The organism is Fulvivirga ligni (genome assembly GCF_021389935.1).
Lineage (GTDB): Bacteria > Bacteroidota > Bacteroidia > Cytophagales > Cyclobacteriaceae > Fulvivirga > Fulvivirga ligni.
The window spans coordinates 6,244,148-6,258,537 of the sequence record NZ_CP089979.1 but is presented as its reverse complement, the minus strand read 5'-3'; the positions used below and the strand labels follow the sequence as shown (position 1 = coordinate 6,258,537).

The following is a 14,390-nucleotide window of genomic DNA, read 5'->3' as shown; positions in this document are numbered from 1 at the left end:
TATTGGAGGTTATATCAAAATTGGTGATTTCACCGGCTAATGTCATATTGAGATACTTGAAATGTATTCCCTGTTAAATCATGGAATCTTTCAGGGGCTTAATGAGGCTTGCAGCTACTTTTGGTATAACCTCTTTTATTTTTTAAAACTTACGATTTTATCATTTCTGAGTAATGGATGTCATTTCATTACTCCATAACCTAGACCAATGAAAAGAACAATACTATTCAGTTTGGTTTCGGCATTTATTTTTCAGGCTTGTTCAGTACCTCAGCAGGATAAGAGTGATAAACAAGATGACCAGCCAAGAGAAAAAACTGCCTTTCAAACGTCAAATCCATGGAAGCCGGTAATAGATGTGAGGGCTGATGTAGCCATAGTTTACAGTGTAAAAGATCATCATGAAAAAGGAGGTATGAGCTTCGAGGAGCGCGTACAGACCTGGAGAGACAAAGGATACACCACTCATTTTATGACTGGAATAGCCTGGGGAGAATATCAGGACTACTTCACTGGCGAGTGGGATGGAGAATGGCATTTAGATGAAGGCCAGGTAACTCAAAAAGGAGATACCATATGGCACGGTCATATGGTGCCTTACATTGTTCCTTCACTGAATTTTATCAGGTACATGAAGGAGAAAGTTATTAAAAGAGTGATAGATGCAGGAATAGACGCTATCTACCTTGAAGAACCTGAATTTTGGGCCAGATCTGGATATAGTACGGCCTTTAAAAAGGAGTGGGAGAAATACTATGGCTTCGAGTGGAGACCCCAGCATGAGTCAGCAGAAAACACTTACCTCTCTAGTAAATTAAAATATCATCTCTATTATAGAGCATTAAATGAATGTTTTACTTACGCCAAAGAATATGGTAAAAGTAAAGGAATGAACATCAGGTGTTACGTTCCCACCCATTCATTAGTCAACTATTCGCAGTGGAAAATAGTAAGTCCTGAAGCTAGCCTGGCTTCATTGCCTTGCGTAGATGGATATATCGCTCAGGTTTGGACCGGAACTTCCAGAGAGCCGAATTTTTATAATGGAAACAAAAAGGAAAGAGTATTCGAAACGGCCTTTTTGGAGTATGGCTCTATGGAGTCTATGACAGCCCCTACCGGCAGAAAAGTATACTTCCTTACCGACCCAATTGAAGATTGGCCACGTGATTGGGCGGATTACAAAAAGAATTATCAGGCTACTTTCACAGCACAGCTGCTGTACCCAATGATTGCAGACTATGAAGTAATGCCTTGGCCTAACCGTATTTATCAAGGTTTATACAGAACCAGCGCTGATAGTGAGGAGAAAAAGCATATTCCACGCTTCTATTCTACTCAAATGCAGGTGATGATTAACACTCTGAATAATATGCCTTTATCTGATAATAAGGTAAATGGATCTGAGGGTATTGGTATATTAATGTCTAACTCTTTAATGTTTCAGCGCTTCCCAACTCACGAAGGCTATGAAGACCCTCAGTTATCTAACTTTTATGGGCAGGCTCTGCCTTTATTGAAGCGCGGTGTACCGGTGAAAACTGTACATATCGAAAATGCGCCTGTTGCCAATACCTGGAAGGATGTTAAAATTTTGGTGATGTCATATTCTAATATGAAACCTCTGGATAAAACAGCCCATGATTACATAGCTGATTGGGTGAAAAAAGGTGGAGTATTAGTGTACAGTGGGCGTGATGATGATGCTTTCCAGGGAGTACAAGACTGGTGGAATCAGGATGGAAACAGCTTTAAAGCTCCATCAGAGCATTTATTCCAGAAGTTAGGTCTCGAAGCGCAATACGCAGCAGGAGAATATAGCTATGGAAAAGGAAAGATTCAAATTATTCGCAATGACCCTAAGGAGTTCGTTTTAAATGAAAATAATGATGCTCAATATGTATCTACCATTGAAAAACTGTACAAGGACGAAACCGGCAAGGCATTAGAATTTAAAAACAATTTTGCCTTAACAAGAGGTCCTTATGAGATTATATCTGTGCTGGATGAGAATAAGGATCAAACGCCGTATACTATTTCTGGTAAGCTAATAGATCTTTTTGATCCTGAGATACCCGTTCTAGATCAGAAAAAAGTACTGCCTGGTGAGCAATCGTTGCTATTCAATATTGGCAGCGTAAAGAACCCGGATAAACCTCAGGTTCTGGCTACTGCGGCCAGAGTATACGAAGAGAAGTTCGAGGAAAATGCTTATGCATTTACAGCTAAGAGTCCTTTGAACACTACCAACGTAATGCGTGTGCTTCTACCAGGTAAGCCTACCAGCATTAAGGTGACCGATGCAGCGGGTAATGATGTGGCAGTAGAATCATCTTGGGATTCGGGCAGTAAAACACAGTTTTTAAGTTTTGAAAATAATCCTGAAGGAATTCAGGTGAGATTGGGCTGGTAAGATCCTCTTAAAGTGAGGAGTTAAAGTTTTAATTCAGAAATATTTAGTACAAAAAATAACCCTATGTTCAAACCGTATTTGAATCAAGCATTAGCGATAGCTATTGCAGGATTATCCTTAGGGTCTTGTGCTCAAAAAGAAGAGCATACGGCAGGACCTGCAAAGGAAGAATTTGGTCAGGAGTTTAGAGCTCCGGCTTATCCTTTAATTACCATTGACCCTTATACAAGTGCCTGGTCTACTACAGACAATTTGTATGATTCGCCCGTGAAGCACTGGACTGGTCGTAATCATTCACTAATTGGAGCTGTACAGGTAGATGGCAAAACGTACCGATTTATGGGTAAGGAAGAAATTCCGTTGCAGCCTGTAATTAACACCGCAAAATATGAAGAGTGGGAAGGTAAATATGTGACTGAAAAACCAGCTGAAGGCTGGGAACAAGCTGACTTTAACGACGGTCCATGGACTAGCGGTAAAGGAGCTTTCGGTACACCAAACACTTTTAAAACAGTTACTCCTTGGGAAACTAAAGAGATTTGGGTGAGAAGAGAATTTACTATGCCTGAAATAAGCGAAGGTGCAGAGCTATATCTTGTCTATTCTCACGATGATGATTTTGAGCTTTACCTGAATGGAAAGGAAATAGTGAACACTGGCAACAGAGCTAAGAGCAACCTCTCTATGAAGCTGGATAAGAGCCTTTTGAATAAGGATGGTAAGAATGTAATCGCAGCTCATTGTCTTGATCGTGGAGGTCTTGCCTATGTAGACTTCGGTATATTTAAAGAAAGTGATGAGAAGCCAGTTTTTGGAGAAACAGCTGTTCAGAACAGTGTTAAGATTACTGCTACACAAACTAAGTATAACTTTACTTGTGGTCCGGTAGATTTGGCTCTTGAATTTGCTTCACCATTATTAATGGACGATTTAGATTTACTTTCTCGCCCTGTAAACTATGTAAACTATGAGGTTACAGCTAATGATGGCGAATCTCACGATGTGAAAGTATATTTCGAGGCTACACCAGAATGGGCTGTGAATGAGCTTAACCAGGAAGTAGAAGTGAGCACCGGCAAAACGGGTAGTGTAAACTTTGCTAAGGCAGGTACTACACAGCAGGCCATATTAAAAACAAAAGGAGATAATGTAGGTATAGACTGGGGACATTTCTATTTAGCCTCAGAAGCTGCTGATGATAAGGTGATTAGCATTGGTGATTTCACTGGCACTAAATCGGCCTTTTTAGAAAATGGCGAGACAAAGTCTGAAAGTGCTTCAATGAACGCTGTACTTACTAAAAAAATGCCTGTAATGACTTTCGTTCAGAGTATGGCTGATGTGTCTGATAAAGCCGCTTCAGGATATATCATGATCGGTTACAATGACATTGAATCCATCCAATACTTCGGGGATAACCTGAAAGCATGGTGGACTAAAAACGGTGAAGTAAGTTTTGATAAAGCACTTACCTCAGCCGCCGCTGATCATGATGATGTAATGTCTCGTTGTGATGCTTTTGATAAGGAAGTATATGAAGAGGCAGTGAATGCCGGTGGTGAACATTATGCCAGATTATGCCAATTAGCGTATAGACAATCAATTGCCGCTCATAAATTAGTAAAGGATACCAAAGGAACTACATTATTCCTATCTAAAGAGAACTTTAGTAATGGATCAATCGGTACAGTGGATGTAACTTATCCTTCAGCTCCCTTATTCTTAAAATATAATCCAGAGCTCCTAAAAGGAATGCTTAATCCTATTTTCTATTATTCTGAAAGTGGAAAATGGACTAAGCCTTTCGCAGCGCATGATGTAGGTACTTATCCTCAGGCAAATGGCCAGACTTACGGTGGCGATATGCCTGTAGAAGAATCTGGAAACATGCTTATCCTTACTACAGCCATAGCTTCCACAGAAGGTAATGCTGATTATGCGGAGCAGCACTGGGAAACGCTCACTACCTGGGCTAATTACTTATTGAAAGAAGGGTTAGATCCTGAAAATCAGCTTTGTACAGATGATTTTGCTGGACATTTTGCTCATAATGTTAACCTTTCTGTAAAAGCTATCATGGGTATAGCAGGTTATGGAAAGTTGGCTAAAATGTTAGGTAAAGATGATGTAGCAGAAAAGTATACTGCAGAGGCCAAGAGAATGGCTCAGGAATGGATAAGAATGGCTGATGATGGAGATCACTTCCGTTTAACCTTTGATAAAGGAGAAACCTGGAGTCAAAAATATAACCTGGTATGGGATAAGCTTCTGGATTTAGGAATCTTCCCTGAAGATGTGGCTAAGAAAGAAATTGCCTACTATCTGACCAAGCAAAATAAGTATGGTCTTCCATTAGATAACAGAAGAACATATACCAAGTCTGATTGGATCGTGTGGACAGCTACTTTGGCGGAAGACAAGGCCACTTTCGAGAAATTCATTGATCCTGTCTATGCATACGTTACTGATACACCAGACAGAGTTCCTATGAGTGACTGGTACGAAACGCCAGATGCTAAGCAGGTAGGCTTCCAGGCACGTTCAGTGGTGGGAGGTTATTACATTAAAATGTTAGAAAAGTAAGTTTCATAAGGTAGGTTTTGTGTTTGGGTAGCCCGGAGTAATCGGGGCTACCTTTTTTAAACCTTATATGGGTGCGGGTAGTCCGTGCCCATTATTTTTTTATACTCGATCACAAAAGCCTGGTATCTTATCTTTGCCTCATCATTCATTTTAAGCCTTTGAAGTGCTTTCACATGATAATTTAAAGCATCCTCGTTCAGCGGATCGATATTAAACAGGGCGTTAGTTAGCGCTATAGTCTGCGAGTAATCTTCAGTTTCAAAGGCTTTCTCTATTTCAAGTAGTAATACAGGCTCTAATTTCTTTTCAGTCTTATGTTTCAGAGAATCAAAAATAGGATCATTAGACAGCTGTAAAAATTTGCCTCTCGTTACTATGCCAATAAACTCTTCTCGGTGCGTTTCTACCTCTCCGTCGGCTATTAACTCAAGGCATCTGGTGTAATCACAATAAAACTCGTCTGTGTACACAATTTTGAAGTACCCTTTGTCATAGATCAGCTCTATGCCATTGAGTTCGGTGAGGGTTTTTCTAAGATTTTTAATCGTTACACCACGAGAGTTCTTCACCTTGTCCGCAGGTTTATCTGGCCAAAGTATATTGCTCAGCCTTTGTGAGGTGATGCCATTTTCAGTAGTGCTATATTGTAAAATAAGACAGAATATCTGCTTCAGCTGAGCACTGAAAAGGTAGGTTATGTCTTTGTTATTCTTATTTCTTGCAGTAAAGCCTCCGAATAAATAAATAGAATTCGGTTGAAGTGGGATTTCAGGCTGATTAGTCAATGCTGCCTGAGCTGCCTCATTTTTTGAAGAATTCGATGCTAACCATCTGAGAATCAAATATGCTATGGCGATCATCAATACAAATGATATGAAAATCAGCCATGAGGTATAGCTCTTAGGCTGTTTAGAGTAGTTTTTGAGTTGCTCCATAGTGATGGGAGGCGATGCTAATGAATATACCTCTAGCTCTGAGGAGATATCATTGTTATCAAACTCCTGCACCAGAGCATAAAAGTTTTTTAGATTATTGTCATAATAAAGGTTGGCATTGGTGGTGATCTTATCAGAATAAATAGGAATTGAATCACCTAAAATTTCATAACTACCATCTTTAAGAGAGAACTTATAAAGCTTTAAAAATGACTCCGTAAAATGCTCTGGATAGCACAAAGTGTAAAATGATGAGTCATTGGGAATTACCATGCCTCTTACAGGAATAACATTATCCTCGGTCCATGGAATTTCCCAAAGCTTAGTCACCTGCTTTTTATCAAGGTCAACTTTGTGTAAGTCGTAATAGTACTTCCTTCCCACTGTCTGTTCTCCAGACTCATTGCCCATACCGCCGAAAACGTATAATGAATTATTGCTTTCTAAATACCCAACTGAAGAGAAATAACGCGGAGAAATCCGATCACCACTAAAGCTTTCAGACTTTCTCCATATACTGTCATTGAGCTGATAAGTGAAGAAGTCTTTGCTGTAATGCATGTTGCCAAAGCCACCAAAAATTATGAATTCGTCCTTTTTAGTGTCAAAAAATTGCCCATGATGATGAAGCTGAGTAGGCAGTTGCTGGTGTATTCCTTCACTCCATTCATAAGTACTCAGATCTAGACTGGCCATGGTTGGTAAAGAATCCTGATTTTCATAATATACCTCATAAGCATACAACTTATTGGCATCAGGATCTATGAAGTTTGTACCGAGTAAAAGATTTATAGGGCAAGAATTTTTGAAGACCTCAGTTCTACTAATGCCAGTCCACACGTTGTAAACATGCAGTGAATCTCTATTAAAATAGTAAACTTCCTGAGTGCGAGGATTATAATTAGCACCCGCTACAGACTGAGACCGGAAGGAAGTCTTGTTTCGCCAGTGGTAGGCATCATTCATTAACCATTCCGGATTAGAAACATACCCAACTACATCTCCATCAATATCGTGCACATCAGAGCCTTCATTCTCTTTTAAAGGAAATTGATATGCCTCATCGGCATTGCTCACAGATAAAGTTTTCATGGCAAAAGAAGGCACATCAATGATGTAATCACTTTTGCCGAATAGAATTATGGGATGATAAGTGTCAGGCAGATCAAGATCGCTGGCAGTATAATCTTTGTCATTGATGCTCAGTGTGATCGTATTTTTCTTAAGGTCGAAGGAAATTTTCATCATGAACCATTGAGTACTTGGCAGCTCACTTCTTTCAAGTTCTACCGCAATCAGATGGTCATTACCTTCCTCATTAAATTTAAATTTCAGATTGTCCCCCTGTCCGTCATAAAAAAGATTGTAGATGGTATTGCTCTCGCTATTCTTAATACGTAGAATATATCCAAACTCGGATGTTGAGAATAAGAAGGTTTGAAATGCTATATCGAAACTATCAGAGAATTCTACATCTTCTTTGCCAAATACATCATATGATGTACGCTGATTAATAGGCTGCTCACTGCCATGAAATTTTAGACCTCCTGGCGTGGATGCATAAGAAGAGAATGCGCTAAAAATTATTAAATAGGGGAGGATTAATCTTTTGAATAAACGCATAGATTTAAATACAGAAGAAACACTACACATGCCTGTACAACTTAAACTCTAAGAGTTACTTACAATTTCTTTCATGGCAAAAATAAATAAAGGAGTGAAGTAAAACAATCGACATTTGATGATTGGGTTTAATTCTGAATATAAGTAGAAATTTATGAATTGGCAGAAAATTGAGAGATAATGTCACTTAAGAAAATGATTTACTACAGCTCTTTTATTTTCTTAACAAAATTTAGAAAAGGTTTATTCCTTACATGTCGTTTTTTCTGAAGTAGTAATATCATTGTTTTACCGGGAGTAATAGACCATACCGTATCATGATTGAAGCAACTGAACAAGATAAATCCCAATTAATAAATATCCTCAGAAACTCTTTTAAGGACAATGGTAGTGTTAACTATGTCATTAACCCAAGGGGAGATAAGGATAAAAGACTAGAGGCTTTAATGGATTATTCTATAAACATGTGCATGGCTTATGGTAAGGTGTTTATGAATGAAAGCAAAACTGCTTGCGCACTTATGCTGCACCCAGAACAGAAGAAATCAAACCTGATTTGGGACTTGCAATTAGCCATCAGAGTAATCGGACTCAGTCGAGTATTTAAAGTATTGCAGCGAGAATCTAAAATAAATTCCTTTCATCCTAAGGAGTTAAATAGCTTCTTTTATCTGTGGTTCATTGGTGTAGATACTTCCTCGCAACATTAAGGATATGGCTCGGAGCTGTTAGCTGAGGTTATAGATTATGCCAGGCAAAATATGAGGGATTTATATTTAGAAACCTCTACTTTAAAAAATCTACCCTGGTACCAAAAACATGGATTTCAAATTTATAAAGAGCTGTTATTTGCCTCTACTTTGTATATGTTGTGTATGAAATAGGGGTATGCGAGCTGTCAATTGTTGTGCCTGATTTCAAGGTGGCAATATAGAATGAAGCTATTCCTTACATCCTCAAAATTTTTCTTTATCCCCTGTTCTATAATCTAAGTTTCAATAAAATAGATAGTTATATAAATTATTGTTATAATTGAATATTACATCGTTAAGATTTGTTAATGTTTAGTTTTTAGTAAAAAAACAAAAGATATTTATATTCGCTGTCAACTAAAAAACCTAAACTTTTAAACATGATGAACAAGAAGACAACTTTGTTTTCAGGGGTATTCTTTATCCTAATGATTTTAATGGTGGCTGTTTCATGTAATGATGAAACCGAAGTAGCACCACCAGATGAGCCATTGCAAATTGGTGAAAATGTGATGAATCAGTTTTTGAATCTTGGTTTCGATCCTAGTGACATGAGATCAGAAATGTTCTACAATCCTATCACCAAAGAATCTAAACCAGTTTATGTTCTGGAAAATGATATCATGGTTTCTCCAGAAGAACTTGCAGAAATGCAAAAGGGTAATGATCAGTCACAGCCTAAAACGGAGCAGTACAGAACAACCAACTTAGTTACAGGAAACCCAAGAACTATTACAGTATTAGGGTATTATGCTACTGGAAGTAACGCATCTTATCTTGATGCCACAATGCGTTCAGCTTTGCAAATGGCCGTTGAGAACTATAATAATCTTAATTTGGGTTTAACTTTTACTCTATCCTTTGGTACTAATTCGGCAGCAGCTGATATTGTTGTATATAGAGTATCTGGTGCTGGTGGTGGACAGGCTGGTTTCCCTTCTGCTGGAAATCCATACAAATGGGCTCAGATCCAAAGTGGAACCACAAGCTATGGCTTAGATGTGGTAGAGCATGTTATTACCCATGAAATGGGACATTGCGTGGGGCTAAGACATACAGATTACTTCAATAGATCAATATCTTGTGGCGCAGGAGGTAATGAAGGTCCTGGTACTTATGGTGCTATTCATATCCCTGGCACTCCTGCTCAACCAAGTGTAGACCTTAATTCTATAATGTTAGCTTGTTTTAACAGCAGTGTAACAGGTGAGTTTAGCTCTTATGATGCTACCGCATTGACTACATTATATCCGGGTGGAACTACGCCTCCTCCTACAGACCCTACTCTAACAGTTACACCTACTTTAGTTACTTTCGGTAGCTCTTCAGGTAGTAGAACTATTAATGTAAGTTCAAATGTATCTTGGAGTGTTTCTGACAATCAATCATGGATTTCACTTTCTGCTTCAGGAGGTGCTAATAATGGAACATTTGTTGTTACTGTAAGTCCATATAATATGCTTTGTGAGCCACCAAGAACAGGAACGGTGACAATTAATGGAGGTAGTGCTGGTTCTCAGTCTATTACTGTGAGACAGACTGCAAGAAGACCAGGTCCAGGTGAGTACTGTCCATAAAATTGATAAAAAACAGTTTTTTTATAATTGATGAAACGGGGCCGGTCAATGTTGGGTTGATCGGCCCTCGTTTTTTATAAACCCTTCAAAATATTGATCATTTGCTTGGGTCTGGATATAAAGGGAGAATGATCTGAACCTTGAATAGTGTACAAGTCTACATCAGAAAAGCGGCTATACATACTCACTTGTGCTTGTAATGTAATGGCTCTATCTTCTGTACAAGATATATAAACCTTATCCAGGTTATAGTAGGCTGAGGTTAGTGAAACCGGTGTGGCAAATGTTATAAATGGATGTGGGACTAACAGTGATTTTGTAAAATATATATCCTCATCAATATTAACATTGTTTGAATTTTGTCCATAATTATAAAAAGCATTCTCATAGGCATCTTCTGGTATAAATACGCTATCACCAGAAACTACTATATTTTGCGTGACCACTGAATTAACATCAGCAATGGCGAAGTCAAGCAAAGCCTCTCCATCCATAAGCATAAAAGCTGACACATAAACTACGCGGTCCACATAACTCGACAGATTTTCAGCGGCCTGAGATATTACCACGCCACCATAGGAGTGACCCACTAAAGTAATGCCGGTTCCAATTTCCTGCATTTTATTCGTGACAGCGGCCACATGGCCTGCTAGGGTCACTTGGTTTATAGGTGTTTTATCTGTTCCTAAAGCTGGTAGTTGAACAGTATGACATTCATGGCCCAGTTTTTCTAATCCTAATACCATTTTTGTCCAGGAGCCTTCAGGGTGCCAGGCACCATGTACAAATAAAAACGTTTTTTTGTCTGAGTTATTTGCATCACTAATAGGCTCATCATCAGTGTTTTCAATACTACTCGAACTTTGGTTAAAAGAGGGTAAGGGTTCATAGCTTTCATGGCTTTCTTCACAGCTTAACATCACTAAAATCATACACAATACACCGTACGTTAATTTTCTCATAGCTATTTTATTTTAATTCAACACAAAATTAGCAGTGAGAAAGGATGCAGTTCCACTTAAGCTTTTGCTAGAGCTTACCTGCTGATGTTTGTTGATGCAATGAAAATTATTGACCCCGGAAAATGATCTTTCCAACTAGTACTCAATGTCATAATCCTAGGGCCAACTCTTCATGTCGATTCAAGAATTGATTGATTTTTATTATTGTAAAGCATTAAAGAATAAAATTACTTCCGAACCCTACAGACATAAGTTCTTACAGGCCGTTTAGAATTTCAACCAATTTTTTGGGCTTAAATAGAAAGGGTGAATGGTCAGATTGTGCCATGATGTGTAAATCTACATTGGGAAACCTACTGTACATAAAGCATTGTGTGCCAGGTGTTATGGCGTGGTCCTGCAGGCAGGATATGTACACTTTTTCCAGATTATAATAAGCGCTGGAAAGTGACACTGGTGTTACAAAGGTGCTGAGTGGTTGTGGGACTAGCAGAGTTTTTATGAAAAGAACATCTGCTTGTAAATTTCTATTTTCACTATCAAGCCCATAATTGTAGAAAGCCTCATCATAAAACTGGGCCGGAATATATACACTGTCCCCGGTGATCATAATATTCTTTGTAACTACCGAGTTGGCGTCATTCATGGCAATATCTAACAGGCTCTCTCCATTTTGTAGCATGAAAGCCGAAACATAGACTACCTTATTGATGTAGGATGACAGGTTTTCCGCAGCCTGCGATATCACAACTCCACCATACGAATGACCAACTAGTGTCACATCCGGGCCAATTTCCAATAACTTGTTAGTAACTGCGCTTACATGGCTGGCCAGCGTTACCTGATTAAGCGGAGTTCGATCCGTTCCAAGGCCTGGAAGCTGTACCGTGTATACTTCATGCCCATAGATTTTCAAACCTACGATGATCTTGGTCCAGGAGCCTTCGGGGTGCCATGCCCCATGTACTAATAAAAATTTTTTCTTTGTCCTGTGCTTGCTGGCGTTAATGGTCTTAGATCCTTCCTGAGATGGAGTTGAGATTGTGGAGGATGGGAAGACTGGGAGAAGGTCTTCTGATTTTTGACAAGCAATAATTAACGATAATGCCAGCCAAATGGATAGTAAAGGTCTTTTCATAATAGTCTTATTAAAGTTTTTTGATGGTTTTAATGAATTTACCTTTCTGAACTAGATGGTGACAAGAGAACTTGAAGCAATTGCTTACCAAATGCTATTATTACCTGTTGTGCTAAGTGGCTGAGTGTAAAGTATTGATAGTTAGAATGTTGTGATTATATAGATATAATTTTTCGAATAAAAATCCTATCGTAGATAAAAGAGTGGTAGAGTAAATTCTTAACTAATCAAGCAAAAGCACTTTCATTAGTTTATTTTAAGAAGTATAGTATATTGTCTTTATAGAAGTAGAAGAGGTAGAAATGAGGTTAATTAAGTATAAATTCGTATGCTGAAAAAGCATTTTTATGTATGTTCTAGATACTTAATTATAAAATTTATACGAAAAATATCTAACAACACCTATTTATATTGTGTATTGGAAAAAGACAATAACTGAATCGTTGATTGTCGTAATGTCCATTTAAACAAGAATTTTTATGTTTTTAAGTATAACAGTCTGAGCTATTTATGAAAAAAATCTGCTAATCATTGATTTTGAAAACTTTACTAAAGTGAGTGCTTTTTAGCTAATAAATGCTGAATGTGATGTTGAAATAGGCCTTATAATAGCAGATGCATTAGAAGATAATAAGTTATGGCTACAGTTGCAACACAAAATAAGAGAGGTTTTACATATAATTTGCCGGATATAGGTCAGCAATTCATTGATGAGGCTGTTTTAGACCAGGGTCCTGTGTTAGATGTGGGGGCGGCTTATGGCGTAGCAACTTTACCAGCTTTAGAAAAAGGTTTGCAGGTAGTAGCGCTTGATATCAATAAGGAACATCTAAGATATTTAAAGGCCAACACACCTCAGCCGCATGCACATCGTTTGGAAACTGTAGAAAGCAATTTTCCTTATATTGATTTCCCTCATAATTATTTTCAATCTATTTACATTTCTCAGGTTTTTCCCTTTTTAAAGCCTTTTGAAATTGTAAGCGCTGCTAAAAAACTTCACGCCTGGTTAAAGCCTGGGGGTAAGTTGTATGTGGTGAGCTTCACGCCTTATTTGAGGCATTGTGAATCTTACCTTGAAATTTACCACCTAAAAAAGGAAAAGGATGAGCCTTGGGCAGGATACATTGAATGTCTTCCTGAGTTCAGTAAGAATAACCCTGTGGCTGCAGAGCTTCCCGAGAGCATAAACCATGTAGATGAAGACGATTTGAGGAGAGTATTCTCTCCATTTTTTTCAATTGAACAACTATACCTGTTTGGAGATGCTCGAAATGAGCTCCCAGAGTGGATAAAGTATGATGACAGAGAGCGAGTAGGTATGGTAGCCAAAAAACTAGATTTATGAGAACTCAGACTATTATGCAAGATTGGACAAATGTTTCAGAACTATCCGAAAGCCATGTACCGGAAAACGTCTATGATTGGTTAACACCCAAGGCGTACCGTTTGAGTGATGGTATAAGAAGGACCTACGATCAATTTGAATTGGTAAGAATTCAGGAAGGTATTGGTCGTATTACTGATTATGAAAAGCAGTATATGAGAGGTGATTACGCCTACATCAGACAGATTTTTCTATTGGGAGATTCACATCCACAGGTGTATGCCCGAACCACAGTGCCTTTAAAAGTTTACACAGAATACAAGCAACTATTTGATAATCTGGGTGATAGACCCATAGGTGAGAGTATTTTATATAATAACCCTGCTATTACGCGAACACCATTTTTGGTGGGAGCCTTTGCTATGGCTCATTTGCCGTTTATGGAGTACAGTCCGGAAGGTAGATTCGCTAATCGCCAGCGCTATATTATGTCTATTCCTATCTGGAATCGTCAGTCCACTTTTAATTTAATGGACGAGACTTTCTTGCTCATCACCGAATCTTTTTTGCCAACAATTAAACCATTAGTTACGGATTAACAACTCTTTAAATATAAGTAGATATGATTCTTTTAGAAAAAAGTAAGGGCGTTTTGGAATACGATGAAAGTGTTCCGTGTGTGATAGGCAGATTTAACGGTTTTATGAAAAGTGAAGAATTCCGGTCTTTTCTATTAAAAGGATTGGATTACTGTAAGCAATACAAACCAAAGGGGAAGCCAATTATGTGGTTGGCAGATACGCGCGCTCATTCTGTACAACAAAAGGAAGATACAGATTGGGTAGCTACAGATTGGAACCCTAAAGCATTAGAGGCCGGTGTCGCTTATGTAGCTTTTATAGTACCGGAAAATGTTTTCGGCGAAATGGCCGTTAAAAACTATATGAATCAAACGGCGAAATATGGTAAGGAAACCATGCATATAGGAATGTTCTCTACCATAGATCAGGCTAAAAAATGGTTTAAAGAAAAGACCGCTGTAAACGCTTAAAGATTTTCACATTCAATTAGGTAGGAGAG

At 38.3% G+C, this 14,390-nt stretch carries 10 protein-coding genes and 1 pseudogene; 8 read left to right on the top strand and 3 right to left on the bottom strand.

What is annotated here, in order from left to right:
• Positions 1-208: 208 nt before the first annotated feature.
• A complete protein-coding gene (locus LVD16_RS26580; RefSeq protein ID WP_233771328.1) occupies positions 209-2,413 on the top strand; it encodes a hypothetical protein in 2,205 nt (734 codons plus the stop codon).
• A 63-nt stretch (positions 2,414-2,476) separates the two neighbouring features.
• Positions 2,477-4,996 (top strand): glutaminase domain-containing protein, encoded by a 2,520-nt coding sequence (locus LVD16_RS26575; protein ID WP_233771327.1) that lies wholly within the window; start codon positions 2,477-2,479, stop codon positions 4,994-4,996.
• Positions 4,997-5,052: 56 nt separating this feature from the next.
• On the opposite strand, the gene LVD16_RS26570 is transcribed toward LVD16_RS26575, so the two are convergent.
• Entirely contained in the window at positions 5,053-7,554 is a 2,502-nt protein-coding gene (locus LVD16_RS26570) for a Kelch repeat-containing protein (RefSeq protein ID WP_233771326.1), read from the bottom strand.
• Between the two features lie 317 nt (positions 7,555-7,871).
• Between LVD16_RS26570 and LVD16_RS26565 the strand changes: the two genes are divergently transcribed.
• From LVD16_RS26565 to LVD16_RS26560, 3 genes and pseudogenes are all read left to right on the top strand, one after another.
• Complete coding sequence (locus LVD16_RS26565) at positions 7,872-8,264, top strand: hypothetical protein (protein WP_233771325.1); 393 nt, start codon at positions 7,872-7,874, stop codon at positions 8,262-8,264.
• A gap of 12 nt (positions 8,265-8,276) precedes the next feature.
• Positions 8,277-8,438, top strand: a pseudogene (locus LVD16_RS27920) (GNAT family N-acetyltransferase); the annotation flags it as partial.
• A 248-nt stretch (positions 8,439-8,686) separates the two neighbouring features.
• Entirely contained in the window at positions 8,687-9,883 is a 1,197-nt protein-coding gene (locus LVD16_RS26560) for a M57 family metalloprotease (RefSeq protein ID WP_233771324.1), read from the top strand.
• 74 nt (positions 9,884-9,957) lie between these two features.
• On the opposite strand, the gene LVD16_RS26555 is transcribed toward LVD16_RS26560, so the two are convergent.
• Together LVD16_RS26555 and LVD16_RS26550 are read right to left on the bottom strand one after the other, a co-directional pair.
• Positions 9,958-10,845, bottom strand: a complete 888-nt coding sequence (locus tag LVD16_RS26555) for an alpha/beta hydrolase (protein ID WP_233771323.1) — start codon at positions 10,843-10,845, stop codon at positions 9,958-9,960.
• 256 nt (positions 10,846-11,101) lie between these two features.
• Positions 11,102-11,983, bottom strand: coding sequence for an alpha/beta hydrolase (locus tag LVD16_RS26550; RefSeq protein ID WP_233771322.1), 882 nt, complete (start codon positions 11,981-11,983; stop codon positions 11,102-11,104).
• Between the two features lie 637 nt (positions 11,984-12,620).
• On the opposite strand from LVD16_RS26550, the gene LVD16_RS26545 reads away from it, so the two are divergent.
• From LVD16_RS26545 to LVD16_RS26535, 3 genes are read left to right on the top strand one after another with little or no spacing between them, the layout of a single operon-like run.
• On the top strand, positions 12,621-13,331 hold the full coding sequence (locus LVD16_RS26545; RefSeq protein ID WP_233771321.1) for a class I SAM-dependent methyltransferase: 711 nt from the start codon (positions 12,621-12,623) through the stop codon (positions 13,329-13,331).
• The gene (locus LVD16_RS26540; RefSeq protein ID WP_233771320.1) at positions 13,328-13,909 is read left to right on the top strand and encodes a chorismate--pyruvate lyase family protein; all 582 of its coding nucleotides are present in this window, start codon (positions 13,328-13,330) and stop codon (positions 13,907-13,909) included. Before LVD16_RS26545 ends, LVD16_RS26540 begins: the two co-directional genes overlap by 4 nt.
• Before the next feature lie 23 nt (positions 13,910-13,932).
• Positions 13,933-14,361 carry a hypothetical protein gene (locus tag LVD16_RS26535; protein WP_233771319.1) on the top strand — a complete coding sequence of 143 codons (429 nt, stop codon included), beginning with the start codon at positions 13,933-13,935 and terminating at the stop codon, positions 14,359-14,361.
• The last annotated feature ends 29 nt before the right edge of the window (positions 14,362-14,390 follow it).

Bases quoted from the DNA above. Each gene is read 5' to 3' on its own strand.
- LVD16_RS26555 (WP_233771323.1), bottom strand. From the start codon at position 10,845: ATGAGAAAATTAACGTACGGTGTATTGTGTATGATTTTAGTGATGTTA.
- LVD16_RS26580 (WP_233771328.1), top strand. From the start codon at position 209: ATGAAAAGAACAATACTATTCAGTTTGGTTTCGGCATTTATTTTTCAG.
- LVD16_RS26540 (WP_233771320.1), top strand. From the start codon at position 13,328: ATGAGAACTCAGACTATTATGCAAGATTGGACAAATGTTTCAGAACTA.
- LVD16_RS26575 (WP_233771327.1), top strand. From the start codon at position 2,477: ATGTTCAAACCGTATTTGAATCAAGCATTAGCGATAGCTATTGCAGGA.
- LVD16_RS26570 (WP_233771326.1), bottom strand. From the start codon at position 7,554: ATGCGTTTATTCAAAAGATTAATCCTCCCCTATTTAATAATTTTTAGC.
- LVD16_RS26550 (WP_233771322.1), bottom strand. From the start codon at position 11,983: ATGAAAAGACCTTTACTATCCATTTGGCTGGCATTATCGTTAATTATT.
- LVD16_RS26560 (WP_233771324.1), top strand. From the start codon at position 8,687: ATGATGAACAAGAAGACAACTTTGTTTTCAGGGGTATTCTTTATCCTA.
- LVD16_RS26565 (WP_233771325.1), top strand. From the start codon at position 7,872: ATGATTGAAGCAACTGAACAAGATAAATCCCAATTAATAAATATCCTC.
- LVD16_RS26545 (WP_233771321.1), top strand. From the start codon at position 12,621: ATGGCTACAGTTGCAACACAAAATAAGAGAGGTTTTACATATAATTTG.
- LVD16_RS26535 (WP_233771319.1), top strand. From the start codon at position 13,933: ATGATTCTTTTAGAAAAAAGTAAGGGCGTTTTGGAATACGATGAAAGT.